Raw genomic sequence first — 26,152 nt, 5'->3', positions numbered from 1 at the left:
CCCGCGACGAGCGGAGCCGGGCCGGTGTCCGTAGGCCGGCCCGCCGGGCGGTGACCCCCCGTGACCCGAACGGCCGCGTGCCCGGTCCCGGCCGGTGCTCGTTGGACCGGCGGACGCGCTGCGCCACCGCCGGAACGCCTTGAGCCCGAGGGAGTGCCCCCATGCCTGTTGACCCGACCGACCCGGACACCTTCGAGGACCACTTCCGGGAGGTCCGCGACGCGGACGCCCCCGAGGTGGCGGACGGCGACGCGGCCGAGCAGGCGCGCGTGGTCATGCTCGACGAGGACGACTACCGCTAGACGGCCCGGAGGGCTCGGGGTCCTACGAGTACTCGGGGTCCTCGGAGCGCAGCAGCAGGAGCGCGATGTCGTCGGTGCGGGGCGCACCGCGGCAGGAGTGGGTGATGAGCTCGTCCGCCAGGTCGTCGAGCGGCTGGCGCTCGGGAGCCGCGGTGATCAGGGCGCCGACCTCGCCGATGGCCTCCTCGATGTCCCCGCCGGGGACTTCGACGAGGCCGTCGGTGTAGAGGGCGAGGAGGGTACCGGGGGCGAACGGTACGTCGACCGCCGTGTAGGTGGCCTCGGGGTCGATGCCCAGGAGGAGTCCGGGCGGCAGGCCGAGGATCTCGGCCGTCCCGCGGGCGTGGCGCAGCAGGGGCGGCGGGTGACCGGCGGAGGCCAGCTGGGCGCGCCGGGCGGCGAGGTCGATGTGGACGTACAGGCAGCTGGTGAAGAGTCCCGGTTCGAGGTCGGTCAGCAGCCGGTTCGTGCGGGCGAGCACCTCCGCCGGGGGCGCTCCGGCGCTGGCGTGGACGGCGGTGCGGACCTGGCCCATGAGTGCGGCGGCGCTCACGTTGTGGCCCTGGACGTCTCCGATGGCGGCCGCGACGGTGGTGTCGTCGATCCGGATGAGGTCGTAGAAGTCTCCGCCGATGTCGAGGCCGCGCGCGGCGGGGAGGTAGCGGGCGGTGACCTCGAAGCGCGGGATCCGGGGCAGGACGCGGGGCAGCAGCCCGGTCTGCAGGCTGTGGGCGAGCTGGTGGGTGGTGTCGTAGAGGCGGGCCCGGTCCAGGGCCTGGGCGATGAGCCCGGCGATGGAGGTCAGGACGGCGCGTTCGCCGGGCGCGAAGGTGTGGGGGTGGGAGTAGGCGAGGACGAGGCAGCCGACGGGGCGGTTGGAGGCGATCAGGGGCAGGAAGGCCCAGGCGGCCATCCCGTCCTCGATCAGCACCTTCGGGTGGGCGGCCAGGAGCTCGTCCGCGTCGCCGAAGAACAGCGGGGTCGTGGTGCTGAGGACGTGGGTGGTGGCGGCGCGGACGGGCGTGCCGTCGTAGCGGGCCATGAGCGCGGCGGGGTAGCCGCGGTGTCCGACGACGCGCAGCCGGCCGTCCTCCTCGACCAGCAGGGCCATGGCCTGCGCGCCCAATGAGGGTACGAGCTGGTCGGCGGCCTTCTCCACGACGTCCTGCGCGTGGGCGGCCTCGGTGAGGGTGGCGGCCAGCAGCATCAGCGGGTAGAGGGCGGTGGCCCGGCTGGGCGCGGGCTCCTTGGGCAGGCCCGGCCGAGGGACGGCGGAGGCGGTGGGCTCCTCGGGCTCGTCGCTTCCGGGGGTGATGCGGACGCTGATGCCGGTGTCGTCCGGGTAGAGGTCGAAGCGCAGCTGGCGGCCGGTGGGGTGCGGGGTGGTGAAGGTGCGGGGCAGCCGGCTGATCGCGGCGGCCCGGTAGTGGTCCTCGATGACGGGGGTGTCCATCCAGGGAAGGGCTTCCCAGGGCAGGTTTCCGAGCAGGCCGGAGACGGGTGCGCCGAGCAGGTCGGCCGCCTCCCGGGTGAGGAAGGTGATGGTGCCGTTCAGGTCGAGGGCGCAGTTCCCGCCGGGGAGGCGCCGGATGAAGGCCATGGCGGCGGCCGCCTCGGCCGGTCCGGGGGTGGGCGGCGGCAGGGGTTTCAGTACGACCGGATACGCGGCCGGGCGGGCGGGCCGGCCTTCCCCGGCGGCCCGGAGCAGGATGCCGGTCAGGTGGTCGCGGGCCGATTGGAGGGTCTGGTGCTCGCGCTCGCTGAGGTGGGGTTCGTGCGAGCCCGGCCACAGGAACACCAGGCCGGCCCCCGTCGGGTCGGCCGAGTCGCCCGCCGCGGTCAGCGGGGCCGCCGCGAGGGCGAAGTCGTACGGGAGGACGAGCCCGAGGCGCGGGTAGCGCCGGGCCGTGTCCTCCTGGCCCCCGAGCCAGACGAGCCGGCCCTCGCGGACCGCGTCGGCCACCGGAATGGGGTCGTCGAGCCCCACCCGGGACCAGGGGGCCGCGAACTCTCGGGAGAGCCCGGTGGTCAGCGTCAGGTGCAGTACGCGCCGGGCGGGGTCGGGGTCGGGCAGGTAGAGCATGCCGATGGACGCGCCGGCGGTACCGCAGGACTCGACCAGCGCCTCACCCAGCTCGCGCCGGCCGGCGTTCTGATCGCGCCCCGGAAGGTTGTCCACCCCACCATGGTCCCCCGCCGCCCGCCCTCCCGTCGGGACCGGCCGCCCGGCGAGCCCGCCGCGGGCCCGCCGTGGCCCGCTCCGGCCCGCTCCGGCCCGCTCCGGCCCAGTCCGCCGTGATCTTCACGGCGCGGCCCGGGTCCCGGCGGCGAAGGCCTCGCGCCGGGCCGCCCGCGGCCACCGCGCGGAGCCCCCGGAAGCCGTTTTCTGGAATACCCTTCCCGTTCGCACCAGGGCTCCACCACGGTCGGAGCCCGTCGTGGGCCGTTCGGCCGGGGAGGGGGATCCCGTGGCACCAGCGCGGGTTCTGTTGTTGGACGCGGCGCCCGGCGCGCTGCTGGACCGGGAGCTGGAGCGGCTGCTCGGCCACGGGCTGGCCGTCACGCTGAACCTCCGGCGGGTGGCCGACCAGGCGGCGGCCCGGGCCGCGTGGGCGGGCCGGGTGGACTTCACCGACTTCGACGCCTTCGACGAGGCGGCGCTCATCGCCGAGACCGTCCGGGACGGCATCGGCCACCACGCGGTGAAGTCCCGCGGCGGCGTCCCGATGCGCGAGGCCTTCCTCGCGGCGGCGGCCGATCCGGCGCTGGCCCACCCGCTCCGCGTGATCGGCCGGGCCGGGGCGGGCACCGACCACGTCGACCGGGCCGCGGCCGCCCGCCACGGCGTGGCCGTCACCCACACCCCGGGCTCCAACGCGACCGCGGTCGCCGAGTTCGCCCTGGCCCAGCTGCTCGCCCTGACCCGCGACCTGCCCGCGTACAACGAGGCCGCGCACCAAGGCCGTTGGAGCACACCGGCCGCTCCCGCCGTGGGGCTGGCGGAGCTGACCCTCGGCATCGTCGGGCTGGGCCGGATCGGTGTGGCGCTGGCCGAGCGGGCCACCGCGCTGGGCATCGCCGTCCAGGCCTGCTCACGGGACCCGCGCCCCCGTCCGGCCGCGGCCCCGGTGCCCCGGGCCGCGTCCCTCGCCGCGCTGCTGGCCACGAGCGACGTGGTCTCCCTGCACCTCCCGCTCACCCCGCGGACCAGGGGGTTGATCGGCCGGGCGGAACTGGCCCTGATGCGGCCGGGGTCTGTCCTGCTGAACACCGCCCGGGGCGGGATCGTGGACGAACAGGCGCTGGCCGAGGCCCTGCGCGATCCGGCGCAGCCGCTCGCTGCGGCCGCCGTCGATACCTTCGCCCACGAGCACGCCGCCTTCGCCTCGCCCCTGTTCGGGCTGCCGAACGCGCTGCTCACCCCACACGTCGCCGGGATGACACGGGGCGCCATGGCAACGGCGGCCCTGGCGTGCGCGGACCACATCGCGGCGCTGCTCGGTGGCCGCCCCGAAGGCGTCCCCGTGGTGGGCGGCTGAGCCGAAGGGGTCGGCGGCCGTTCTCTTTCGTCGTCGCCGGTCACACCGAAAGGAGGACGTGGGGGCCGCGCCCCGGCCCGTACGGTCGGGGGCATGTCCTCCTCTTCCCGCTTACCCGATTCGCTGAAGGGCCTCCTGGGCCTGCTCGCCTTCGTCCTCGTCGTGGGCGGCGCCAGTGGGCTGCTCCACGAGTGGTTCGGCTTCATCCGGTTCATGGGCTTCGTGCGCTTCCTCGTCCCCGAGGGTCACGAGGTCCCCGGCTACGCCGTCATGGTCGCCCTCGGTTGCGCCGCAGCGGCCCTCGGACACCGGAAGGCCGACTGACGCGCGCCGGCCGACGGAGCCGCCCGTTCCCCGCCGGCCGACCGACACCGCCGAGACTGCCAGCCCCCGGCAACGGCCCGCTAACACCCCGCTAACGCAGCCGGTTCCGATTGGCCGGGAACGCACTCATTTCCCGAAATCACCCGACGTATCCTCAGCCGGGGCCGTGGACGGACGAGTGAACAGGGGTGGGCTTGCATGCAGTTCCGCGTGTTGGGAACGGTCGCCGCGGTGACGGACCACGGGGATCCGCTGCCGCTCGGCCCCGCCAAGCGGCACAGCCTGCTCGCCGTACTGCTGCTGCACCCCGACACGGCCGTCACCGTCGACCGGTTGACCGGCGCGCTGTGGGAGGAGGAGCCGCCCCGGCACTCCCGGACCGTGCTCCAGGGTCATGTCTCACGGCTGCGCGCGCTGTTCACCGAGTACGGAGCCGCCGCCCAGGGCATCGAACTCGTCACGCAGGGCCCCGCGTACGTCCTGCGGCTGCCCGGTGCCGTGGTGGACGCGCACCGCTTCGAGGAGTTGCTCGGCGCCGCCCGGTCGCTGCGCGAGCCGGGCGAGGCCGTGTCGGTGCTGCGGGACGCGCTCGCGCTGTGGCGGGGGCCCGCGCTGGCCGGGACCGTGCGCAGCCCGCTGCTGGAGAACGCCGCGCACGCGCTGGAGGAGCTGCGGCTGGCCGCCGTGGAAGAGCTCGCGGCGGCGCACGAGCGGCTCGGCGAGCACGGCACGGCGGCGGCCGTCCTGCGGGCCGAGGTCGCCGCGAACCCGCTGCGGGAGCCGTTGATCGCGGGGCTGATGCTGGCGCTGGGCAGGGCGGGGCGGCAGTCGGACGCGCTCGACTGGTTCCACCGCACGCGGCGGCTGCTCGCCGATCAGCTCGGAGTCGGTCCCGGAGCGGTGCTCACCGATGCGTACACCGCTCTGTTACGGGCCGACGCGGCGGAGGCGTCCGTTCCATCGGCGCCCGTGGTGGCGGGCACCGGTGCGGCGCCGGTGGCCGCACCCGGCGCGGCGGTGCCCCCGGATCCGCCGGCCGGCCCGGCCCCGGCCCTCGCGGCGGCGCAGCTGCTGCCCCGCCGCCCGCGCGGTTTCACGGGGCGCGAGCGGGAACTCGCGGCGCTCGACCGGGCCACGGCGGGCGCCCCCGGCCCGATCGCCATGATCACGGGCAGCGCCGGGGTCGGGAAGACGGCGTTGTCCCTGCACTGGGCGCACCTGCGCCACGCGGACTTCCCCGACGGCCGGCTCTTCGTCGACCTGCGCGGCTACAGCCCCGCCCCGGCCCGCGACACCGCCGCCGTGCTCCGCGAGTTCCTGCTCGCGCTCGGGGTCCCGGCCGAGGGAATGCCCGGTACACCGGAGTCCCTGGGCGCCCGCTATCGCGAGCTGACCGGCCGCCGCCGGATGCTGGTGGTCCTCGACAACGCCCGTGACTCGGCGCAGGTCCGGCCGCTGCTGCCCGGCGGGGAGGACTGCGTCACCCTCATCACGAGCCGCGACCGGCTCGGGGGGCTGGTGGCCTCGGACGCCGCCCGGCCCGTCCCGCTCGCCGCGCTCCCGGCCGCGCAGTCCACCGCGCTGCTCGCCGCCGTCCTCGGCCCGGCCCTGGTCGCGGCGGAGCCCGAGGCGGCGGTGCGGCTGGCCGATCTGTGCGACGGCCTGCCGCTCGCCCTGCGGGTCGCCGCCGCCCGGCTCGCCACCGGCCCGCACCGGGGGCTCGCCGCCTTCGCCGGCGAACTCTCCGACGAGCACACTCGGCTGGACCTGCTGCGGGTCGAGGACACCGGGGTCGCCGCCGCCCTCGGCCTCACCGTCCGGCAACTGCCCGAGCCCGCGCGGCTGATGTTCCACCGGCTCGGTCCGCACACGGGTGCCACGCTCGACACCTGCACCGCCGCGGCGCTCGCCGACTGCGCGCCCGCCCAGGCGGCCGCCGCACTGGACCAGCTGGCCGCCGCCCAGCTGGTCGTGGAGGCGGGCCCGCACGCGTACGTACTGCACGACCTCGTACGGCTCTACGCGCGCAGCCTGACCCCGGGGTGCGACCGGGACGGGCTGCTGCGGCTGCTGGATCACCGGCTGCACACGCTCCTCGCGGCGAGCGCCGCCGCCGAGCCCGGCGGCGAGCCGTGCTGCGCCCTGCCGCCCGGGGCCCGGCCGGCCGTCGGGATCAGGACGTTCGACGACCGTGCGGGCGCGCTCGCCTGGTACTCCGCCGAGCGGGACGCGCTGCGCGGCGCGGTCGAGGCCGCCGCCGCGGCGGGACTGCACGACCGCGCCTGGCGCCTGGTGCTGCTCCAGTGGCCGCTGATCGTGTGGCAGGTGCGTGACGGCTGGGTGCCGCTGCTGGAGCGGGGCCTGGCCTCGGCCGAGCTGGACGGGGATCCCGGCGGCCAGTCCCGGGCGCGGGCGCTGCTCGGCTGGGTGCTGTCCGAGGAGGGCCGGCCCGCGGAGGCCCTCGTACAGCTGGAGCGGGCGCCCGAACTGGCCGCCCTGGCCGGGGACACGGCCGGGGAGGCCATCGCCCGGATCAACCTGGCCGTCGCGCTGACGCGGTCCGGCGCAGCGGAGCGGGACGGATCCCGGGAGCGGGACGGCGCGCACGACCGGGACGGCGCCGCGGAGCAGGGCGGCGCCCGGGAGCGCGCCCGGGACCTGCTGGTGCGGGCGCTCGCCCTGGCCGAGCGGGCCGGGCACACCGAGACCGTGACCCTCGCCCACCAGCACCTGGCGCACCATCTGCTCGCCGACGGCTCCCCCGCCGAGGCCGCCGCACACGCGGCCCGCGGCCTGGCCCTGGCGCCCCGGCTGGCCGCGCCGCGGCGGGTGGCGCTGCGCACGCTGTACGGGCGGGCGCTGGCGGCCACGGGCCGTACGGGCGAGGCCGTCCGCCAACTCGGTGACGCCCTGCGGGAGGCGCGGGCGCACGCGTACGAGGAGGGCGAGAAGGCGGCCCGCTCGGCGCTGGCGGCGCTCGGAGTTCTGACGGACCGTTAGAGAAAGGGCGCCGGGCGGGGCATGGGGACGACGCCGGGGCCGGGACCTTCGATGGGGTATCCGCCCTATTGCGCCGATTCCCGGGGGGACTTGGGGGGCGCAGGGGTGATGACGTATCCATCATGACAGGTCAGAGGGCGTTTTCGTAGGACCAAGGGCACAGCTGATTGCCCTTGTTTGGGCGACTGTGCGGCTTTGAGAATCACCGGCATGAATCACTCGGCGAACATCAGTCACGAAGCGGTCCTGCGGGCGAGGGTGGCCCTGCTCGGTTCGGAGGTGCTGCCGCTGCGGCAACGGGTCGCGGCCTACCGTCTGCTCGCCCAGGTGAGCCCGCCGGCCTATCTGCCCCTGCTGGCCGAGGCGTTGTGGGAGTACGACCCCCACGAGTTCGCCCACCGGCCGGAGATAAAGCTGGCCCTGCGGGCCGAGTCCGTCGCCGCCGCGCGCCGAATGCACGCGGTCGAACCCGGCTGGGCCTGGCTGCTCGTCACCTCGCTGGTCCACTACGAGGAGCAGCTGGCCCTGATGGGCCGTACGACGGAGGCCGGCGCGGCGGCGGAGGAGGCCGCGCGGCTGCGGTCCGAGTTCGGGCCGACCGCCGGGCGCTGAGCCCGCGGGAAGGGGTGCGGGCGCCCCCGCGAGGGGGCGCCCGGGGTCACGGCCGGGCCTCGGCGGCGCCGGCCGGCCCGTTCCGCTCCGTCGCGCGCAGGCCCTGGACGAGCAGGTTCAGGCCGAAGGCGAAGTGCGCGGCGAAGTCGGTGCTCGTGAGGACGGGCAGCGCGGCGGTGAGGTGGGGGAAATCCTGCGCCGCCACCGCCCGGCGCAGCCGGTCGGGGTCGGCCGGGCCCGCTTCCGCCGGGCCCGCTCCGGCCGCGGCCGAGTCCCTCGGCTGGAGGGCGGCCTGTTCTTCCAGGGTGTGCCCGACGGTGAAGTTGACGACGGCCAGGACGGCGCGGGCGGCGTCCTCGTCGCGGAAGCCCGCCTCGCGCAGGACGCCGACGAGGGTTTCCGCGAAGCCGAGCGTGTTCGCGCCGGTCGAGTGGGTGCCCGCGTAGACGCGCGCACCGTCGCGATGGGCGAGGAGCGCCGTCCGCATCCGGTGGGCGAGGACGGTCAGCCGCTCGCTCCAGTCGCCTTCCGGCGGCGGGGCGGAGCAGCCCTCCAGCATCCGTTCGGCCATGACGGTGAGCAGGTCCTGTTTGGTGGCGAAGTGCCGGTACAGGGCCCCGGCCTGGACGCCGACCGCGTCGGCCAGCCGCCGCATGGTGAGCGCGTCCAGGCCGGCTTCGTCCAGGAGGTCGAGCGCGGCCCGGGCGGTGCGGCCCTGGTCGAGCCTCGGGGGCCGGCCGCGGGCCGCGCGGGGGCCTTCGGCGGAGTGCGGGGTGGACGGTGAGCTCATGAACCCCACTATAGTGAACATCGTTCACGTGAACAGCGTTCACTAAATAGGGAGAGGTTGCGATGGACACCGATGTGATCGTCGTGGGCGCGGGTCCGACCGGGCTGATGCTCGCCTGCGAGCTCGCGCTGGCCGGCGTACGGACCCGGGTGGTGGAGCGGCGCGCGGAGCCCCAGCCGCATTCCAGGGCGCTCACCCTGCACCCGCGCAGCGTCGAGCTGATGGACCAGCGGGGGCTGGCCGGCCGCTTCCTCGCGCTCGGCCGGACCCTGCCCGGCTGGCACTTCGCCGCGCTGGACACCCCGCTGGACTTCGGCGCGCTCGACACCCGGCACCCGTACACGCTGTTCCTGGCCCAGGCGCACACCGAGGCGCTCCTGGAGGCGCGGGCGCACGAGCTCGGCGTGGAGATCAGCCGGGGGCGCGAGAGCGTCGGCCTGCGCCAGGACCCGGAGGGAGCGGAGGTGGACGTACGCGGCCCCGACGGCACCGAAACCCTGCGCGCCCGGTACGTCGTCGGCTGCGACGGCGGGCGCGGCTTCGTACGGCAGGCGGCCGGCATCGGGTTCCCCGGCACCGACGAGACCCTGACCGGGATGCTCGGCGACTTCGCGAAGGCCGACCCCGAGGCCCTCGGGCGGGCCCGCGCCCAGGGGGTGCTCGCCGTTCCCCTGGAGGGCGGCCTGACCCGCTTCGTGGTCGTGGATCCGGAGCGGATGCGGATCCCGAGCGCCGAGCCGGTCACGGCAGAGGAGTTCCGCGCCGCGCTGATACGGGCCTGCGGGAGCGACTGCGGGGTCTCCGAGCCCCGCTGGCTGTCCCGGTTCGGGAACGCCACCCGGCTCGCCGAGCGGTACCGCTCCGGGCGGGTACTGCTGGCGGGGGACGCGGCGCACATCCACTTCCCAGCGGCCGGACAGGGCCTCAACACCGGGCTCCAGGACGCGATGAACCTGGGGTGGAAGCTGGCGGCCGAGATCCACGGCTGGGCGCCGGAGGGACTGCTCGACAGCTACCACGGCGAGCGCCACCCGGTCGGGCGGGCGGTCACGGAGAACACCGAGGTCCAGACGCTGCTGCTGGAGCTGACGCTGGTGCCGCGGTACGCGCGCCCGGCCGCGGCCCTGCGGAGCCTGGTCGACGGGCTGCTCGGGATGCCGGAGGTCAACCGGCACCTGGCCGGGCTGGTCTCCGCCCTCGACACCGCCTATCCGGCCCCCGCCGGCACCGGGGCCGATCCGCTGGTCGGCGGGCGGATGCCGGACATCGCGCTGGGCGTCGCCGGTTCGGCAGCCTCCCGGGTCTACGAGCTGCTGCACGACGGCCGCTTCGTACTGCTCGACCTCAGCGGGGACGCCGGCGCCGCGGACGGCGCCCGCGCGTGGGCCGACCGGGTCACCGCCGTCGCCGCCACCCCCGACGGCGCCGGGCACCCGGGCCTCGACGGGGTGGCGGAGGTCCTCGTACGCCCCGACGGCCACGTCGCCTGGGCGAGCCGGACCACCGACGCCGCCGCCCGCCGCGCCGAGCGCTCGTCGGCCCTGACCGCCTGGGTCGGGGAGCCACGCCCGTAAACGGATCGCGCACCGCCCCGGGGCCGGCCGTCGCGCCTGGCCCGGATCGGCCCCGGCCTGCGGCAGGCTGTCGGGCGCAGCGTGTCCCGAGGAGAGGGTGTGGTGTGGCCATGGGCGAGGAACGGGCCGTGAACGTCGGACCGGCCGGGATCGAGGTGGTGTACGAGCGCCTCGGGGATCCGCAGGCGCCGCCCGTCCTGCTGGTGATGGGGATCGGGGCACAGCTGATCGGCTGGCCGGACGGTTTCTGCGCCGAGCTCGTGGCGCGCGGCGTGCAGCCGATCCGCTTCGACAACCGCGACAGCGGCTTGTCGTCGCACTTCTCCGACGCCCCGAAGCCGGACTTCATGGCCGCCCTGGCCGGCGACACGTCCTCGGCTTCGTACACCCTCTCCGACATGGCGGCCGACTCGGTCGGGCTGCTCGACGCGCTCGGGCTGGACAGCGCGCACCTGGTCGGCGCCTCGCTGGGCGGGGCGATCGCCCAGACGGTCGCGATCGAGCACCCCGGCCGGGTCCGTTCGCTGACCTCCGTGATGTCCACGACCGGTGACCCGTCCGTGGGCCGGGCCAGCCCCGAGGTGCTCAGCGCGTTCGCGGGGCCGTCGCCCACGAACCGGGAGGAGGCCGTCGAGCGGATGGTCCGCATCGCGCGGGCGCTCGGCTCGCCCGGGTTCGGCTTCGACGAGGCCGCGGCCGTCGAGCGCGCCGGCCGCTCCTACGACCGGGCCCACGATCCCGTCGGGATCACCCGCCAGGCGGTCGCCGCCCTCGCCTCGGGCGACCGGACGGAGCGGCTGCGGACCCTGCGGGTGCCCGCGCTGGTGATCCACGGCGCCAACGACTCGATGTGCGACGTCAGCGGCGGCCAGGCGACCGCGGCGGCCATCGACGGCGCGGAACTGATGGTGATCGACGGGATGGGCCACAGCCTGCCGCAGGCCCTGTGGCCCCCGCTCGCGGAGCGGATCGCCGCGCTGGTCCACCGCGTGGAGGCGCACCCCTGCCGCAGCGCCCCGGTCCCGGCCCCGTCCCCGGCCTCCCCCGTCATCCCCTGACCGGGCGCGCCGCCGACCGGAAGCGGGACCCGGAGCGGATGCGGCGCGCCGCCGCCCTCGTCGCCTCGGGTCTGCGCGGCGGGGCGTTCCGGCCGGTGGTGGACCGGCTGTTCCCGCTGGAGGAGATCGTACGGGCGCACCAGCACCTGGAGTCCCACACGCAGGTGGGCAAGACCGTGGTCACCGTGGGCCGTTGAGGCGCCGCCCGACCGCCGCTTCGCGCCATTCGGCGGGGCGGCGGCGCGGGGTGCGGGCCCGGCCGCGACGGTGCGGGTCAGAGGCCGTAGGGGCCGGTCGTGCCGGCTGCCGGGAGCGCGGCGGACGGGGCGAGGCTGAATATCGTTCCTGCCGTTCAGCGCGCTGCCGCCCGGACAGGACCAGCGCCGGCCGGTGGCCGGATTCAGGTGTGCGCCGCCCTCGATCGAGACGAGTCATCGGCTTCTTTCTGTGGCCCCCGCTACAACCGGTACACGGACCGGCGCGCGCGCCGGCTCGTGATCCGGCTTCCCGCAGCGAAAGGTCACGCATCGATGCCCGCACCGAGCCTGCTCGCGGTCTACGCACACCCGGACGACGAGTCCCTGTCGTCGGGCGGGGTGCTCGCCATGCACGCCGCCGCGGGCGCGAGAACGGCGGTGGTCACCACGACGTGGGCGCCCGGCACCCCGCGCGCCGCCGAGCTGACCGAGGCGCTGCGCATCCTCGGCGCCGGTGAGCCGCGGCTGCTCGGGTACGCCGACGCGCGCGCACCGCATTCGGCGCCGGGCGCGGCCCGGTTCTGCGACGCCCCGCTGGACGAGGCGGTGCGGCGACTGGTCGCGCACATCCGGGAGTTCCGCCCGGACGTCGTGGTCACGCACGACGCGTACGGCGGGCTGCCCGGCCACCCCGACCACGTGCACACGCACCGGGTGACGCTGCTCGCCGTGCAGGCGGCCGGGCTGGAGCGGCTCTACCCGGACGCCGGCGCGCCCTGGCAGCCGGGCGCCCTGTACTTCGCCACGCACCCGCACTCGGCGGTCCGGACGCTGGGTGGGTACCTGGCCCCGACGGGGAAGGGGATGAACACCGTCGCGGACGAGCTGGTGACCGCGACCGTCAATGTCGGGCCCTGGCTGGGGCGGAAGTGGGCCGCCGTGCTGGCCCACCGCACCGAGGTGGCGCGCGGGGCCATGCCGGGCCATCTCGCCGGACTCCCGGCGGCCGCCAGGCAGTCGCTGCTGTCCACCGAGTGGTACATCCGGCACGACGCGGGCCCCGCCGCCCACCCCCAGAGCGAACTGACCGCGGACCGCGCCGGGGACGCCTCGCCGGCACCCGGGGGCCGGACCTGGTCCGCCGACTGCGGCTGAGCCGGGACACCCGTGCCGGGTCGCCGTGCGGGCCCACCACGCCCCGATGAAAGTTGAGAATTGTTCACTTTCCATTGACAGGGCGGGCCGCGGGGCCCAACAGTGCCGTCAAAGACATCGCCAACACCGCGCCAGCGGAGCCCTGTTGGCCATGCCGACGTGCCCGGATCCCCCGAACGAAGCGAGTCCGCATGACAGCCCCCCTGCCCCCGTTCCCCGCCGGCTTCCTGTGGGGCGTCTCCGCCTCCGCCTTCCAGATCGAGGGCTCGGTCACCGCCGACGGCCGGGGCCCGTCCTCCTGGGACGCCTTCACCAAGCGGCGGGGAGCCGTCAAGGACGGCTCGCACGCGGACGTGGCCACCGACCACTACCGCCGCTACCGCGAGGACGTGGCGCTGATGGCCAGCCTCGGCGTCGGCGCCTACCGGTTCTCCGTCTCCTGGTCGCGCGTGCTCCCGGAGGGCGCGGGCCGGGTCAACCGCAAGGGGCTGGACTTCTACGACCGGCTCGTCGACGAGCTGTGCGCCGCCGGCATCGCCCCGGCGCCCACCCTCTTCCACTGGGACACCCCGCTCGCCCTGGAGGAGCGGGGCGGCTGGCTCAGCCGCGACACCGCCGAGCGGTTCGCCTCGTACGCCTCGGTGGTCGCGGAGCGGCTCGCCGACCGCGTCCCGATGTGGATCACCATCAACGAGCCCGCCGAGGTCACCCTCCTCGGGTACGGGCTCGGTGAGCACGCCCCCGGCGAGCGCCTGGTCTTCGACGCGCTGCCGGTGGCGCACCACCAGCTCCTCGCCCACGGCCTGGCCGTGCAGGCGCTGCGCGCCGCCGGTGCCCGCGAGATCGGCATCGCCGCCTCGCACAGCCCCGTGTGGGCCGCCGGGGACGGCGAGGAGGACCGGGCCGCCGCCGAGCTGTACGACACGCTCACCAACCGCCTCTTCGCCGATCCCCTCCTGACCGGCGCCTACCCGGACGAGAACCTGGCCGCGCTGCTTCCCGGGCCGGTCGCGGAGGACCTCAAGACGATCTCCGCGCCGCTGGACTGGTACGGGATCAACTACTACAACCCCATGCTCGTCGGCGCCCCGCGACCGGAGGAGACCGCCGCCCCCTCCGGCTTCGGCGGCATCGAGATACCCTCCGACCTGCCGTTCTCCATCCGCCCGATCGAGGGGTACGAACACACCGACTTCGGCTGGCCGGTGGTGCCCGACGGGCTGCGCGAGCTGCTCGTCACCATGCGCGAGCGCTACGGCGACCGGCTGCCGCCCGTGTACATCACCGAGAACGGCTGCTCGTACGGCGACGCGCCCGACCCCGCCGACGGCCGGATCGCCGACGCCCGCCGGATCGCCTACCACGACGGCCATCTGCGCGCCCTGCACCGGGCGATGGCCGAAGGGGTCGACGTCCGGGGCTACTTCATCTGGTCGATCCTCGACAACTTCGAGTGGGCGGAGGGCTACCGGCAGCGCTTCGGGCTCGTCCACGTCGACTACGACACGCTGGCGCGCACCCCCAAGGACTCGTACGCCTGGTACCGCGACGTGGTCGAGAGCAACCGGTGACGGGCGCCCGGGAGGCGGCCGCCCCCGCCGCAACCGGGGTGGGCGGGGGCTGGGTGAGCGCCCTGTCCCTGGCGAACCTCGGGGTCTGGGTCGGCTGGTTCGGCCCGCTCCAGCTGCTCCTGGCGCGCCAGGCCGAGTACCTCGCCCCGGAGCACAAGACGTCCACGCTCGCCCTGGTGACCGGGGTGGGGGCGGCCGTCTCGATGGTGGCGAACCCGGTCTTCGGGGCCCTGTCCGACCGTACGACGGCACGCGTCGGCCGCCGCGTCCCGTGGGTGGTGGCCGGGGTGGCGGGCGGCGCGGCCGGGCTCCTCCTGCTGTCCCGGGCGGCGAGCGTCACGGCCGTGATCGCGGGCTGGTGCCTGGTGCAGCTCGCCCTCAACGCGGCGTTCGCCGCCCTCACCGCGGCCGTCCCCGACCAGGTCCCGCGCCGGCAGCGCGGCCTGGTCGGCGGCTGGCTGGGGGTCTCGCAGGTCGGCGGCATCCTGGTCGGCACGGCGCTGGCCACGGCCGCGGGCGGGATCACCGCCGGATACCTGGCCTGTGCGGCCTTCTCGGTGCTCACGGCCGTTCCGTACGTCCTGATGCGGCGGGACGTACGGCTCTCCCCCGCCGACCGCCCGGCTCTGCGGTGGCGGACCTTCCTCACCGGCTTCTGGATCGACCCGCGCCGCCACCCCGACTTCGGGTGGGCCTGGCTCACCCGGTTCCTGATGAACCTCTCGTACTCCATCAGCACGATGTACCTGCTCTACTACCTGACCGACGCGGTGCGCTACGAGGGTGACGCGGACACCGGCGTCCTGATCCTCACCGCGCTCAACGCGCTCACCCTGCTGTCCACGGTGGTCGTCAGCGGGATCCGCTCGGACCGTTCGGGCCGGCGGAAGGCGTACGTCATCGGGTCGGGGCTGGTGATCACGGCGGCTACCCTGCTGCTGGCCGTCTGGCAGACCTGGACCGGCGCGGTCGTCGCCTCGCTCGTCCTCGGCCTCGGTTTCGGCGTCTACACGTCGGTGGACTTCGCCCTGCTGACGGACGTCCTGCCGACGGCCGAGGACCGGGGCAGGGACCTCGGCGTCATCAACATCGCCAACGCCCTGCCCCAGGTACTGGCCCCGGTGATCGCCGCGCCGGTCGTCTCCCACCTCGGCGGCTACACCGCGCTGTACGCGCTCGCGGGTTTCCTCGCCCTCGCGGGATCGGTCCTGGTCCGCCGGATCCGCGGGGTGGCCTGACCGGGCCCGCCGCTCACGACGCCCCGGCGGACGGCACCGCCTCGAAGAGGCGCGGCGCGCCGAAGCCCGCCGCGGCGAACGCGCGCAGGACCGCGGCCGACACCGCTCCCGCCCCGGCGGCCTCGACCAGGGCGATCGCCGAGCCCCCGAAGCCGCCGCCCGTCATCCGGGCGCCGAGCGCGCCCGCCGCCAGAGCGGCCTCCACGGCGAGGTCCAGCTCGGGGCAGGAGACGGCGAAGTCGTCGCGCAGCGAGAGGTGGGAGGCGGTGAGGAGCGGGCCGGTCTCCCGCAGCCGGTGGGAGCGGAGCAGGCGGACGGTGCGCAGCACCCGGGCGTTCTCGGTGACGACGTGCCGCGCCCGGGCGCGGAGCACCGGGTCGTGCAGGACGTTCAGCTGCGCCACGGATTCGATGTCGCGCAGTGCGTCCACCCCGATCAGGACGGCGGCCAGTTCGCACTCCCGGCGCCGTGCGGCGTACTCCCCGTCGGCCAGGGCGTGCTTGGTCCCGGTGTCGATGACGAGGAGGCGCAGGCCCGCGGCCGCCAGGTCAAGCGGCTCCTGCGCGAGGGCGAGGGAGCGGGTGTCGAGGAAGAGGGCGTGCCCCGGGGTGCAGCACATGGAGGCCATCTGGTCCATCACTCCGCACGGGACGCCGACGAAGGCGTTCTCGGCGCGCTGGGCCAGCAGGGCCGTCTCGGGAGCCGTGAGCGCGATCCCGTACAGGGCACGGAGCGCCGTGGCCACCGCACATTCGAGGGCGGCGGAGGAGGACAGCCCGGCGCCCGGGGGCACGTCGCCGTCGATGAGGAGTTCCGCTCCGCCCACGCGGTGTCCGGCTCCGCGCAGGGCCCAGGCGACGCCGGCGGCGTACGCTGACCAGCCGCCGGGTGCGCCCGCCGCGCCCGGCCGCAGCGCGGTCAGGTCGTAGGACGCCGGGGCCGGCGCGGCGGTGGAGACGAGGTGGAGCGTGTCGTCGGCGCGGCGCCGTGCGTGGACCCTCGTACGGTGGGGCAGGGCGATCGGGAGGACGAAGCCGTCGTTGTAGTCGGTGTGTTCGCCGATGAAGTTGACCCGGCCCGGGGCCGACCACACTCCCTCGGCCGCGCCGCCGAAGTGCCGCGCGAAGGCGGCCGCCCCCTCGTACTCCCCCACGGCTTCCGTTCCTCTCCTCGGGTGCACGCGCCCCGTCGGGTGCGCGCCCCGGTCACGGCAAGAGCCAGGATCCTGACCGCCCCGTGCGAAGTCAACAGAACCGGGAACGAGCACGGCGCCCTCGCCCGCAGGAGGGTGCCGCGCGGTGCGGTAGGTTCCAAGATCGACTCGTTGGAAGATCAGATCGGAGCAGGGCGTGCGCATACGCAACGCAGCGGTGGCAGGGGCACTCATCCTGGGGGCCGCGCTGCTGGAGGCGCCGGGCGCGGTCGCCGCGGACGACACCGTGGCGCTCACCGCGACCTTCAACGACCCCGCCGGGACGGCGGCGCAGCAGGACGCGATCCGCAACCAGCTGATCTCCCTGGTCAACCGGACGCCGGCCGGTGCGGAGATCAGCGGCTCGATGTACCTGTTCACGGACGGCGGTGTCAGCAACGCGCTGATCTCGGCGAAGAAGCGAGGGGTGAAGGTCAGGCTCATCGTGGACGGTGACGCGGTGGCGGCCACCGGCCCGGACGGCAAGGCCACCGGCTCGGAGTACGCGACGCTCGCGGCGGCGACCGGCCTGGGAACGGACCTCGCCGCCGACTCGTGGGTGCTGGCCTGCCCGGCGACGCGCGGGTGCGTCGGCAACCGGAACCTGGGCGGGGGCGACGACGGCGCCATCAACCACAACAAGTTCATGCTCTTCTCCAAGGTCGGCGCCACCGAGAAGGTGGTGTTCCAGACCTCCGCGAACCTGACCACCAGTCAGCGGCGCAACCTCTTCAACAACGCGGTGACCATCCCGGACGCGGGCTCCGGCCTGTACGCGTCGTACCTGGCGTACTGGCAGGACCTGCGCGGGTACGGCGCCTCCGGGAACGGCCTGGCCACGTACTACAAGACCACGGACGCGGGCCCGTACAAGACGTACTTCTTCCCGCGCCAGGAGAAGGCGGGGACGACGTACGCCACCGACCCCGGTACCGACACCGTGGTCTCGCTGCTGAACAACGTGGACTGCGCGGGCGGGGCGACCAAGGTCCGGATCGGCATGTACGCCTTCACCCGCACCCAGGTGGCGGACAAGCTCGTCGGGCTGAAGGCAGCGGGCTGCCGGGTGGAGCTCCTGCACAACGGGGAGGACGGCAACCTCGGCGACGGCGTCCGGGACGCGATCGCCGGGCGGCTCGACCACACCGCGCGGTGCGCGGGCACCGCGACCGATGCCGCCGGGGCGACCCGGGCGATCGGCATCCACTCCAAGTACCTGCTGATCGAGGGCACCTACCTGGGCGGGGCCCACCGCAAGCTGGTCTTCACGGGCAGCCACAACTACACCTACCCGAACCTGCGTTCGCACGACGAGACGCTGCTGAAGATCGACGACGCGGCGGTGTACGACGCGTTCGCTGCGAACTTCGATTCGATCAAGGCGGGTCCGCACTGCGCGGCGTGGTGAGATGAGGTGAGGCGGGGCGGGGCGGGGCGGCCCGCCCCCGACCCGGTGGCGGCGCTCCTCCCGCGATTCACCGGGGGCCACCGGCGCGCAGGCCCTACAGTCGGCGCATGGTGCACGTACTGGGCAGCAGGGTCCTGCTGCGCCCCACGGACCCGGAGCGTTCCCGGGCCTTCTACGGTGAGACCCTCGGGCTCGCCGTCTACCGCGAGTTCGGCACCGGTCCGGAGCGGGGCACGGTGTACTTCCTCGGCGGCGGCTTCCTGGAGGTCTCGGGCCGCTCCGAGGACCCACCGGCGCCCGGGCTGCGGCTGTGGCTCCAAGTCGCCGACGTACAGGCGGTGTACGAGGAGCTGCGGGCGCGGGGCGCGGAGGTGCTGCGGCCGCCGCTGCGGGAGCCCTGGGGGCTGATCGAGATGTGGATCGCCGACCCGGACGGCGTGCGCATCGCCGTCGTGGAGGTCCCGGCGGACCATCCGCTCCGGTTCCGCCCGTGAGGGGTTGGGGGTGGTCCGGGCGGGCAGGAGCCGGGTGCCGCCCGAGGGAGGATCCATGAGCAGCAGTGGCGACGCCCGGCCGGACCCCGCCGGGCACGACGCGCGTGACGGCGGCCGGAACGACGGCAGGGACGACGGCCGGGACGAGAGTCCGGAGGAACGCGCGGACCGGCAGTGGCAGGATCTGGTCCAGGAGATCCGGGTCGCCCAGACCGGGGTGCAGATCCTCTTCGGCTTCCTGCTCTCCGTCGCCTTCACCACGGAGTTCCGGCGCCTCCCGCAGACGGACACGACGATCTACGTCGTCACCGTGGTCCTCGCCTCCCTGGCCACCGGCGCGCTCATCGGTCCCGTCGCCTTCCACCGCCTCGTGTGGGGCCGCCGGATCAAACCCGAGACGGTCGTGTGGGCCTCGCGGCTCACCTTCATCGGCATCCTGCTGCTGCTGGCGACCCTGACCACCGCCCTGCTCCTGGTCCTGCGCGTGACCACGCACAACGCGCTCGTGCCCTGGCTCGTCGCGGGAGTCCTCCTCTGGTACCTGCTGTGCTGGTTCGCGCTGCCCCTGTGGGTCCGCGGCCGGCGCCGGGGCCGCGGCGCCGGCCGGCCCTGACCGCGCGCCGCGTTCCGGGTCGGCTCTTACGCTGGAGGGAGCGGACCTAGGGAGCTGAGCATGGCCGATCAGGGACCACCCGGGGCCCCGGACGTGCTCGGCGGGCTGCTGGCGGCCAGTCACCTGATGTCATGGCGCGACCTGCCGGGTGCGGTCCGTACGTACGCCGCGCGCGCCGGGCTGGAGGACGCGCTCATCTATCTCGCGGACCTCCAGGAGCGCGTGCTGGTGCTGCTGCCGGGCGCCGCCCCGGGAGGCACGGGTGCGGACGCCGGTCCCGGCGCCGGTGCGGACGCCGAGCTGCGGATCGACACCACCGTGGCCGGCCGGGCCTTCCAGCTGGGCCGGGTGCTGTCCCAGGGGCCGGGCGGGGTGGAGAGCGGCCACCAGTGGTGGCTGCCACTGCTGAGCGGGACGGAGCGGCTGGGCGTCCTGCGGGTGACCACCGCGGGAGACGACGCGGCGACGGCCGCCCGCATGCGGCTGCTGGCCACCGCGGTCGCGCTCCTGGTGGTGAGCAAGCGGGATTCCAGCGACGCGCACGCGCGCCTGGTCCGCACCCGGGAGATGAACGTGGCCGCGGAGATGCAGTGGAACCTCACGCCGCCGCAGACGTACGCGGACGGCCAGGTGGTCATCTGCGGCGTGATGGAACCCGCCTACGAGATCGGCGGGGACGCCTTCGACTACGCCCTCGCCGACGACGTGCTCCACCTGTCGGTCTTCGACGCCATGGGCCACGACACCTCGGCGGGCATGACCGCCAACCTCGCGGTCGCCACCAGCCGCAACAACCGCCGCCACGGGATGGACCTGGCGCGGACCAGCGAGGCCATCGAGGAGGTGCTGCTGGGCGAGTTCCGGCGGGAGCGGTACGTGACGGCGGTGCTGGCCGATCTGAACACCCGGACCGGCCGGCTGACCTGGGTCAACCGCGGGCACCACCCGCCCGTGGTGATCCGCGGCGGCCGCTGGTCCGCCCTGCTGCACTGCCCGCCCGGCCACCCCATGGGAACCGATCTGGGGCTGGCGACGACCGTCTGCCACGAACAGCTCGAACCGGGTGACCGGCTGGTGCTGTACACGGACGGCATCACCGAGGCCCGCAATCCCGACGGCCTCCAGTTCGGCCTCGACGGGTTCATGGACTTCCTCATCCGGCACCACTCCGACGGGCTGCCCGTCCCCGAGACCCTGCGCCGGCTCACCCACGCGATCCTCGACCACCATCGCGAACGGCTGGCCGACGACGCGACCGTGGTGCTGGCCGAATGGCTCGGGCCGGACCGCCGGACCGGAGAGGTCGAGGCGATCGTCGGCCTGCCGGACGGGGTGGTGCCGGGCCGCGTCAGCCGGTGACGCGCGAGGCGAACGCGTCGAGATTGGCGTTGGCGCGGGCGATGCGCTCGTCCACGGTCAGCGTCTCCTCGTGGGCCGTGCCCCGCAGCTTGGGCTGCCGCTTGCCCCGGATGTAGAGGGAGCAGGCCAGGTCGGCGCAGACGTAGACCCCCACCGTGTTGCCCTCGCGGCCGCGGGCGCCCGCGAGCGGGGCGACGAGGAGCGAGACGCCGGAGGCGGCGTGTCCGGTCATACAGATCTGGCAGACGCTGGACTTGAGGGCGCTGGTGCGGTTCACGGCGGGGACCCGGAGGGTGATGCCGACGGCGGAGCCGTCCGCTCCGGGGCGTACGACATGGGCACGCAGCGGGGCGCCCGGATCCACCCAGCCGAGGAAGTCGAGGTCCCCCCAGGGGAGTTGGGCGAAATCCGCCGGCAGCTTCAGACGGGCCGCCTCACCCTTGGTGCAGTTCACGAAGGAGGATCGGATCTGTTTCTCGTTGAGCGGGTCCATGTCACGCACGATACGTGGCGGTACGGACCGCAGTCATCCGACTTTGCCACAGCGCCACGAGCCCTTCACCGAACCAAAGAAGTACTTATGGATCGAGCCACTGATAGGGTGATGACTTATGGAAGGGCGGGTTCGCCCGAGCCGAATCCGAGGAGCGCTGCCATGAAAACGATCGGACTGCTCGGCGGGATGAGCTGGGAGTCGACCGCCGAGTACTACCGCCTGCTGAACGAGCTCACCCGCGAGCGCCTCGGCGGCCTGCATTCCGCCCGCTGCGTGCTGTACTCCGTCGACTTCGCGGAAATCGAGCGGCTCCAGGCCGGGGGCCGCTGGTCGGAGGCGGGCGAGGTCCTGGCGGCGGCGGCCGGCTCCCTGGAGGCGGCGGGCGCGGATCTGGTGCTGATCTGCACCAACACCATGCACAAGGTCGCCGACCAGGTCCAGGCCGGAATCTCGGTGCCGCTGCTGCACCTCGCCGACGCGACCGCCGACGCCGTCAAGGCCGCCGGCGCGCGCCGTGTCGGGCTGCTCGGCACGGCGTTCACCATGGAACAGGACTTCTACCGCGGCCGGCTCGCGGCGGCCGGGCTCGACGTGCGCGTGCCGGACGCCGCCGGACGCGCGCTGGTGCACCGGGTGATCTACGAAGAGCTCTGCCAGGGCATCGTCCGCGAGGAATCCCGCGCCGCCTACCGGCGCGTCATCGGGCAGCTCGTGGCCGACGGCGCCGAGGGGATCATCCTGGGCTGCACCGAGATCGAACTGCTCGTCGGCGCGGCGGACAGCCCCGTTCCGGTCTTCCCGACGGCCCGGATCCACGCGGAGGCCGCCGTGGAGGCGGCCCTGGGCAGTACGGCCCTCACCGGTACCGGCGCCGGGACCGGCACCGCCGGCCGGAGCGCGTGAGCACGCGCCCGGCCGGCGATTCCGTACGGCTTCCTCAGGAGGGGCAGCTGAGCCCGGTCCGCGCGGCCTTCACGGCGGCGTCCAGCGTCTGGGCCTGCGGCTTCAGCTTCTTCACGGCGTCGCCGCCGGTGGTGTCGCCGGGCAGGGCCTGGTAGGACTTCTTCAGGCCGTCCGCGGCGGACTTCACCGCGTCCTTCTGCGCCGCCTCCCACGTGGCCGTGGACTTCGCGACCGTCTCCCAGTCGCTCTGGACGGCGTCGTAGGCGGTCTTGACCTGGTCCTTGGTCGCGGTCGACGGATTCAGCGCGTTGAGCGCCGCGGTGTCGGAGTTGAGCTTGGTCAGGTCGGTGCACAGTTGCGCCGCGGCCGCGCTCGGCTGGCCGCTCGGTTCACCACTCGGGCCCGCCGCGAACGCCGCGGAGGCTCCGCCTGCGGCCAGGACCAGCGCCGCGGCGGTGCTCACGGCCGTACTCAGAATGCGCCTCATGAGTTTCCCCTCGTCGGGATTGGGTGTCGCCCCGCCCCTCACGTCCCCGAGCTCCCCGGCTACCCACGCTGGCACAGGGTGCCGGACCCCGCAATCGGCCGCCGCTGGGGCCGTTGCGCCGCAAGGGATCCGGTACGACTCAGGTCGTACGGCGCACGCGACCGGAGAGCGATGAAGCCTCCCGCCCGCCCGGCGAGCATCGCCATGTGAAGGAAACCCTTGCGGGATTACCCCTGTCCCCCCTTGAAGTCCTCCTGGTGGCGGCCGCCGTCGCGCTGGTCCTCGCGCGCTGGCTGCCCGCCGGCGCCCGCCGGCCGGTGACGATCGCCGCGGCGGCGCTGTTCCTGGCGTCGGGCGCGGCATCGGGTGTCATCGGCGCGCGCTGGCAGCTGCTCCCGGTGTTCGCCGGCGCGGCGGCCGCCCTGCCGTTCGCGCTCGCCCCGCTGCTGCCGCGGCGCGGCGGGCGGACGCCGCGCCGGGCGCGGTGGTGGCTGGCGCTGCCCGGGTCGGCGCTCTGCCTCGCGCTGATCGCCGCGGGCCCGGTCGCCTCCTGGGCCCTTCCCGTGCCGGTGTTCCCCGAACCGTCGGGCCAATTCGCGGTCGGTACCGCCGCCTTGGAGCTGACCGACCCCGCGCGACCGGAACCCGCCACGGCCGCCCCCGACGACCGGCGGACCGTCGTGGTGCAGCTCTGGTACCCCGCGGGGGACAGCCCCGCCGGGACCCCGCGGGCCCGCTACCTCGGCGCCACCGAGCGGGAGGCCCGTATCGTCTCCGACGGCCTCGCGGCCTATTCCGGCGCCCCCGGGTTCGTACTGGACGGCCTCGGCCGGGCCCGTACGCACGCCGTGCCGGGCGCCCCGGTGGCCGGCCGGGGCGGGCGCTTCCCCGTCGTGCTGTTCTCGCCCGGGCTGGGCGGGGTGCGTACGCAGAACACGGCCTGGGCCGAGGAACTCGCCTCACACGGCTATGTGGTCGCCGCCGTGGACCACCCGTACGACTCCGCCGCGGTCCTCCTCTCCGACGGCAGGGTGGTCCGTACGCGGGTCGGCTCCAGCGGAGACGACGCCGAGGACGAGCGGCGGGCGGCCGGCTGGACGGCGGTCCGGGCCGCCGATCTCTCCTTCGTACGGGCCGAGTTGGGCCGGATCGCGCGCGGGGAGGCGGCGGGCGTGCTCGCCGGCCGCCTCGACACCGACCGAGTCGCCGCCGCCGGGCACTCCCTCGGCGGTGGCGCCGCCCTCCAGGCGGCCCGCCAGGATCCGGGTTTCGCCGCGGTCATCGACCTGGACGGCTTCCCCCACGACCCCGCCCCGGCCCCCTACCACCAGCCGGTGCTCGCGCTCACCCAGGAGATCGGCCCGGCGACCGACCCCGACTACCTGCCGAAGCTCACCCGGGTCCTCGACCTCGGCACCGCGACGGGCTACCGCCTGACCGTTCCCGGGGCGGCGCACCTCACCTTCACCGACGCCCCTCTCTTCCTGCCCCCCGTGCCCTCGCTCGTCGGATCGCTGGGCCGCACCGAGAGCGTGCGCACCACCGCCGCACCCTGCCTCGCCTTCCTCGACTCCGTGCTGCGAGGCGGCGGGGGCGATCTCCCCACCGCCCTGTCGGCCTACGGGGAGCTGAGCGTCCACCGGCCGGGCGGCGGACGCTGACCGGTCAGATGAGCGCCCGGCCGGTGACGGCGGCCCGGACGTGGCTCCGGAACCAGCGGTGGGCGGGGTCGGCGCCGTTGCGCGGGTGCCAGGCCATCCCGATGTCCAGCGGCGGGAGGTCCAGCGGCACGGGGAAGGTCCGCAGGCCGAGCGCGGCGGTGGCCTCCGGCAGCCAGCCGGCCACGGTGAGGGCCACCAGGTCGGTGGTGGCGGCCAGCATCATCGCGCTGGTGTGACCGGGCACGACGACCGCGACCCGGCGCCGCAGCCCCTGGCGGGCCAGGGCGATGTCGATCGGGCCGAGCCGCCGGCCGCGCCGGGAGATCCCGATGTGGCCGGCCTCGGCGAAGCGGCGGGCGTCGATCGGCCCGTCGAAGAGGGGGTGGCCGGTGCGGGCGACGCCGGCCAGGGGCACCCGGGCCAGCTCCTCGGTCCGGGTCTCCGGATCGAGGTGGTCCAGCACCCCCAGCTCCACGTCCACGTCCCCCAGCCGCAGCCCCGGTCCGCCTTCCGCCGACTCCGGCAGGAACACCACGTCCACTCCGGGTGCCTCGGCGCCCACCCGGTCGGTCAGGGGCCCGGCCAGCCCGGTCAGCAGCAGGTCTCCCGCCTGGACGGTGAAGGTCCGGTGCAGGTGGGCCGCATCGAATCCGGCGGAGGGGGTGAGCAGGGTGTCGGTGCGCCGCATGAGCGCGCCGACCTCGTCGCGCAGCTCCAGGGCGCGCGGGGTGGGCACCATCCGCTGGCCGGCCCGAACCAGCAGGGGGTCGCCCACCGCCCGGCGGAGTTTGCCCAGCATGCGGCTGGCGGCGGCGGGCGAGGTGCCGAGCCGTTCGGCGGCGCGCGTCACGCTGCTCTCCTGGAGGAGGACGTCGAGGGCGCGCAGCAGGTTCAGGTCCATGGCGACTCCGGGCGCTGATGATTGCGTTCGGCGCAACCATATGATGCCGATCTTTGCATTGCCCGGGGGTACGGCCGTCTTCGAGACTGGGACCCGTCCGCGGATCCGCGGCACATCCCCCTTGCGCTGCGGATCCGCGGCACATTCCCCTTGCGTCACACCGGAGTCGACATGCAGGAACTGATCCGTCCCGGAGCCGAAGGCGACGTACTGGCGGTGGTCAGCCAGAGCGGCGCCGATGTCTCCTTCTTCGACGCCGCCCGGCACACCCCGCTCGGCGGCGTCGAGGTGCCGGCCGAGCCCCATGAGCTCTGTTTCGACCCGACGCGGCGCCTCCTGTGGTGCACCACCTCCTACCGGTCGGGCTTCTACCACGCGAACAGCGGCCGGCGCAGCGAGCTGACCGTCATCGACCCGGACACCCGCCGGATCGTCGAGGTCGTCGACCTGGCGCCCGAGCACGCCCCGCACGGCCTCGCGCTCGACGCGGCGCGGGGCCTGCTGTACGTGAGCGTCGAGGGCGGCCCCGACCGCTCCGGCGGCGTCGTGGTCATCGACACCGCGACGCGGCGGCCGATCGGCCGTATCGACACCGGGGCGCCCGGACCGCACTGGTTCGTCGTCGACGCCACGGGCACCACCGGGTACGCGAGCAACAAGGAGGCGCCCTTCGTCTCCGTCGTCGACCTGCGCCTCGGGAAGCTCACCGACCGGATCGAGGTCCCGGGCAGCGAGGGCATCGCCGTCTCCCCCGACGGTTCCCGGGTGTTCGTGGCCGCGCCCTACGGCTCCTTCGCCGGCCGGGAGGACGGCGCCGGCGGGCGCCCCGCGAACGGGGTACGGATCATCGACACCGCGCGCGCCGGGGTCACCGCCACGCTGGCCACCGAGGGCCTCGTCTTCCCCGTCCACCACACCGCCACCGGCCGGGTGCTCGCGGGCGAGCTGCGCATGGCGCCGGATCCCGGGGCCCCGCTCGGCCGGCACGCCCCGGGGCGGCTGACGGTGTTCTCCGGGGAAGGCGGCGAGCGCCTCGGCGGCATCGAGGTCGGCCTGTTCCCGCTCACCATCACCTCGTCGCCCGACGGCCGGACCGGCTACGTCGCCTGTGTGGTGTCGTCGACGGTGGACGTGGTCGACCTTGAGTCGATGCGCCGGCTGGGACGGCTGGAGATCGGCCTGCGCGACGGTGCGGGAGCGCACGGCCTCGCGTACGTCCCGAGGGCCTGACGGCGCACGGCCCCCGGCGGCATCCGGCATCCGGCGTGCGCTGCTGCC

At 74.9% G+C, this 26,152-nt stretch carries 24 protein-coding genes; 18 read left to right on the top strand and 6 right to left on the bottom strand.

All coding sequences use genetic code 11. The features are described 5' to 3' along the window. Positions 1–161: 161 nt before the first annotated feature. Positions 162–302, top strand: coding sequence for a hypothetical protein (locus tag IE248_RS26165; protein ID WP_164495736.1), 141 nt, complete (start codon positions 162–164; stop codon positions 300–302). Between the two features lie 22 nt (positions 303–324). Here IE248_RS26165 and IE248_RS26160 read toward each other — a convergent pair whose 3' ends face one another. Continuing rightward, on the bottom strand, positions 325–2,481 hold the full coding sequence (locus IE248_RS26160) for a SpoIIE family protein phosphatase (RefSeq protein ID WP_229895529.1): 2,157 nt from the start codon (positions 2,479–2,481) through the stop codon (positions 325–327). Between the two features lie 289 nt (positions 2,482–2,770). On the opposite strand from IE248_RS26160, the gene IE248_RS26155 reads away from it, so the two are divergent. The 4 genes from IE248_RS26155 (at position 2,771) to IE248_RS26140 (ending at position 7,777) form a co-directional block, all read left to right on the top strand. After that, positions 2,771–3,841, top strand: a complete 1,071-nt coding sequence (locus tag IE248_RS26155; RefSeq protein ID WP_037796902.1) for an NAD(P)-dependent oxidoreductase — start codon at positions 2,771–2,773, stop codon at positions 3,839–3,841. A gap of 93 nt (positions 3,842–3,934) precedes the next feature. Next, entirely contained in the window at positions 3,935–4,165 is a 231-nt protein-coding gene (locus tag IE248_RS26150; protein WP_190031884.1) for a hypothetical protein, read from the top strand. A gap of 198 nt (positions 4,166–4,363) precedes the next feature. Then, positions 4,364–7,165 carry an AfsR/SARP family transcriptional regulator gene (locus tag IE248_RS26145; RefSeq protein WP_190031883.1) on the top strand — a complete coding sequence of 934 codons (2,802 nt, stop codon included), beginning with the start codon at positions 4,364–4,366 and terminating at the stop codon, positions 7,163–7,165. Between the two features lie 210 nt (positions 7,166–7,375). Beyond that, entirely contained in the window at positions 7,376–7,777 is a 402-nt protein-coding gene (locus IE248_RS26140; protein WP_190031882.1) for a hypothetical protein, read from the top strand. 46 nt (positions 7,778–7,823) lie between these two features. On the opposite strand, the gene IE248_RS26135 is transcribed toward IE248_RS26140, so the two are convergent. Continuing rightward, a complete protein-coding gene (locus IE248_RS26135; RefSeq protein WP_190031881.1) occupies positions 7,824–8,567 on the bottom strand; it encodes a TetR/AcrR family transcriptional regulator in 744 nt (247 codons plus the stop codon). Positions 8,568–8,629: 62 nt separating this feature from the next. Here IE248_RS26135 and IE248_RS26130 point away from each other — a divergent pair, with 62 nt between their 5' ends. From IE248_RS26130 to IE248_RS26105, 6 genes are all read left to right on the top strand, one after another. Continuing rightward, on the top strand, positions 8,630–10,141 hold the full coding sequence (locus IE248_RS26130) for a monooxygenase (RefSeq protein WP_190031880.1): 1,512 nt from the start codon (positions 8,630–8,632) through the stop codon (positions 10,139–10,141). A gap of 128 nt (positions 10,142–10,269) precedes the next feature. Next, positions 10,270–11,199 carry an alpha/beta fold hydrolase gene (locus IE248_RS26125; RefSeq protein WP_308438183.1) on the top strand — a complete coding sequence of 310 codons (930 nt, stop codon included), beginning with the start codon at positions 10,270–10,272 and terminating at the stop codon, positions 11,197–11,199. A 38-nt stretch (positions 11,200–11,237) separates the two neighbouring features. Then, a complete protein-coding gene (locus IE248_RS38600) occupies positions 11,238–11,396 on the top strand; it encodes a zinc-binding dehydrogenase (protein ID WP_229895528.1) in 159 nt (52 codons plus the stop codon). A 333-nt stretch (positions 11,397–11,729) separates the two neighbouring features. Continuing rightward, entirely contained in the window at positions 11,730–12,551 is an 822-nt protein-coding gene (locus tag IE248_RS26115; RefSeq protein ID WP_190031878.1) for a PIG-L family deacetylase, read from the top strand. Positions 12,552–12,742: 191 nt separating this feature from the next. Then, positions 12,743–14,122 (top strand): GH1 family beta-glucosidase, encoded by a 1,380-nt coding sequence (locus tag IE248_RS26110; RefSeq protein WP_190031877.1) that lies wholly within the window; start codon positions 12,743–12,745, stop codon positions 14,120–14,122. Continuing rightward, a complete protein-coding gene (locus IE248_RS26105; protein WP_190031876.1) occupies positions 14,119–15,360 on the top strand; it encodes an MFS transporter in 1,242 nt (413 codons plus the stop codon). The genes IE248_RS26110 and IE248_RS26105 overlap by 4 nt, the downstream gene beginning before the upstream one ends. 13 nt (positions 15,361–15,373) lie before the next feature. Here the strand turns inward: IE248_RS26105 and galK are convergent, their stop codons facing one another. Then, positions 15,374–16,513 carry a galactokinase gene (gene galK / locus IE248_RS26100; protein WP_037796909.1) on the bottom strand — a complete coding sequence of 380 codons (1,140 nt, stop codon included), beginning with the start codon at positions 16,511–16,513 and terminating at the stop codon, positions 15,374–15,376. Between the two features lie 196 nt (positions 16,514–16,709). On the opposite strand from galK, the gene IE248_RS26095 reads away from it, so the two are divergent. From IE248_RS26095 to IE248_RS26080, 4 genes are all read left to right on the top strand, one after another. Further along, positions 16,710–17,960, top strand: a complete 1,251-nt coding sequence (locus tag IE248_RS26095; protein WP_100581751.1) for a phospholipase D-like domain-containing protein — start codon at positions 16,710–16,712, stop codon at positions 17,958–17,960. Between the two features lie 107 nt (positions 17,961–18,067). Continuing rightward, a complete protein-coding gene (locus IE248_RS26090) occupies positions 18,068–18,454 on the top strand; it encodes a VOC family protein (RefSeq protein WP_073794214.1) in 387 nt (128 codons plus the stop codon). Between the two features lie 55 nt (positions 18,455–18,509). After that, on the top strand, positions 18,510–19,067 hold the full coding sequence (locus IE248_RS26085) for a DUF6328 family protein (protein WP_190031875.1): 558 nt from the start codon (positions 18,510–18,512) through the stop codon (positions 19,065–19,067). Positions 19,068–19,127: 60 nt separating this feature from the next. Continuing rightward, on the top strand, positions 19,128–20,426 hold the full coding sequence (locus IE248_RS26080; RefSeq protein ID WP_190031874.1) for a PP2C family protein-serine/threonine phosphatase: 1,299 nt from the start codon (positions 19,128–19,130) through the stop codon (positions 20,424–20,426). On the opposite strand, the gene IE248_RS26075 is transcribed toward IE248_RS26080, so the two are convergent. After that, on the bottom strand, positions 20,416–20,919 hold the full coding sequence (locus IE248_RS26075) for an FBP domain-containing protein (protein WP_008742956.1): 504 nt from the start codon (positions 20,917–20,919) through the stop codon (positions 20,416–20,418). The genes IE248_RS26080 and IE248_RS26075 overlap by 11 nt on opposite strands. 162 nt (positions 20,920–21,081) lie before the next feature. Between IE248_RS26075 and IE248_RS26070 the strand changes: the two genes are divergently transcribed. After that, positions 21,082–21,825: an aspartate/glutamate racemase family protein gene (locus tag IE248_RS26070; RefSeq protein WP_190031873.1), complete on the top strand. Its 744-nt coding sequence runs from the start codon at positions 21,082–21,084 to the stop codon at positions 21,823–21,825. A 34-nt stretch (positions 21,826–21,859) separates the two neighbouring features. Here IE248_RS26070 and IE248_RS26065 read toward each other — a convergent pair whose 3' ends face one another. Then, a complete protein-coding gene (locus IE248_RS26065) occupies positions 21,860–22,312 on the bottom strand; it encodes a hypothetical protein (protein ID WP_124289772.1) in 453 nt (150 codons plus the stop codon). 206 nt (positions 22,313–22,518) lie between these two features. On the opposite strand from IE248_RS26065, the gene IE248_RS26060 reads away from it, so the two are divergent. Beyond that, positions 22,519–23,973 (top strand): alpha/beta hydrolase family protein, encoded by a 1,455-nt coding sequence (locus tag IE248_RS26060; RefSeq protein WP_190031872.1) that lies wholly within the window; start codon positions 22,519–22,521, stop codon positions 23,971–23,973. Positions 23,974–23,977: 4 nt separating this feature from the next. On the opposite strand, the gene IE248_RS26055 is transcribed toward IE248_RS26060, so the two are convergent. Further along, positions 23,978–24,874, bottom strand: coding sequence for a LysR family transcriptional regulator (locus tag IE248_RS26055; RefSeq protein ID WP_190031871.1), 897 nt, complete (start codon positions 24,872–24,874; stop codon positions 23,978–23,980). Positions 24,875–25,045: 171 nt separating this feature from the next. On the opposite strand from IE248_RS26055, the gene IE248_RS26050 reads away from it, so the two are divergent. Further along, on the top strand, positions 25,046–26,104 hold the full coding sequence (locus tag IE248_RS26050; protein WP_190031870.1) for a YncE family protein: 1,059 nt from the start codon (positions 25,046–25,048) through the stop codon (positions 26,102–26,104). Positions 26,105–26,152: the final 48 nt, after the last annotated feature.

It is taken from the genome of Streptomyces goshikiensis (assembly GCF_014650555.1).
Classification (GTDB): Bacteria; Actinomycetota; Actinomycetes; order Streptomycetales; family Streptomycetaceae; genus Streptomyces; species Streptomyces goshikiensis.
The sequence above is the reverse complement of the archived record's forward strand: the minus strand, read 5'-3'. Positions and strand labels throughout refer to the sequence as shown.

Excerpts from the sequence above, each read along its gene's own strand:
- IE248_RS26165 (WP_164495736.1), top strand. The coding sequence starts at position 162 with ATGCCTGTTGACCCGACCGACCCGGACACCTTCGAGGACCACTTCCGG.
- IE248_RS26150 (WP_190031884.1), top strand. The coding sequence starts at position 3,935 with ATGTCCTCCTCTTCCCGCTTACCCGATTCGCTGAAGGGCCTCCTGGGC.
- IE248_RS26145 (WP_190031883.1), top strand. The coding sequence starts at position 4,364 with ATGCAGTTCCGCGTGTTGGGAACGGTCGCCGCGGTGACGGACCACGGG.
- IE248_RS26140 (WP_190031882.1), top strand. The coding sequence starts at position 7,376 with ATGAATCACTCGGCGAACATCAGTCACGAAGCGGTCCTGCGGGCGAGG.
- IE248_RS26135 (WP_190031881.1), bottom strand. The coding sequence starts at position 8,567 with ATGAGCTCACCGTCCACCCCGCACTCCGCCGAAGGCCCCCGCGCGGCC.
- IE248_RS26130 (WP_190031880.1), top strand. The coding sequence starts at position 8,630 with ATGGACACCGATGTGATCGTCGTGGGCGCGGGTCCGACCGGGCTGATG.
- IE248_RS38600 (WP_229895528.1), top strand. The coding sequence starts at position 11,238 with ATGCGGCGCGCCGCCGCCCTCGTCGCCTCGGGTCTGCGCGGCGGGGCG.
- IE248_RS26115 (WP_190031878.1), top strand. The coding sequence starts at position 11,730 with ATGCCCGCACCGAGCCTGCTCGCGGTCTACGCACACCCGGACGACGAG.
- IE248_RS26110 (WP_190031877.1), top strand. The coding sequence starts at position 12,743 with ATGACAGCCCCCCTGCCCCCGTTCCCCGCCGGCTTCCTGTGGGGCGTC.
- IE248_RS26090 (WP_073794214.1), top strand. The coding sequence starts at position 18,068 with ATGGTGCACGTACTGGGCAGCAGGGTCCTGCTGCGCCCCACGGACCCG.
- IE248_RS26085 (WP_190031875.1), top strand. The coding sequence starts at position 18,510 with ATGAGCAGCAGTGGCGACGCCCGGCCGGACCCCGCCGGGCACGACGCG.
- IE248_RS26080 (WP_190031874.1), top strand. The coding sequence starts at position 19,128 with ATGGCCGATCAGGGACCACCCGGGGCCCCGGACGTGCTCGGCGGGCTG.
- IE248_RS26075 (WP_008742956.1), bottom strand. The coding sequence starts at position 20,919 with ATGGACCCGCTCAACGAGAAACAGATCCGATCCTCCTTCGTGAACTGC.
- IE248_RS26070 (WP_190031873.1), top strand. The coding sequence starts at position 21,082 with ATGAAAACGATCGGACTGCTCGGCGGGATGAGCTGGGAGTCGACCGCC.
- IE248_RS26065 (WP_124289772.1), bottom strand. The coding sequence starts at position 22,312 with ATGAGGCGCATTCTGAGTACGGCCGTGAGCACCGCCGCGGCGCTGGTC.
- IE248_RS26055 (WP_190031871.1), bottom strand. The coding sequence starts at position 24,874 with ATGGACCTGAACCTGCTGCGCGCCCTCGACGTCCTCCTCCAGGAGAGC.
- IE248_RS26050 (WP_190031870.1), top strand. The coding sequence starts at position 25,046 with ATGCAGGAACTGATCCGTCCCGGAGCCGAAGGCGACGTACTGGCGGTG.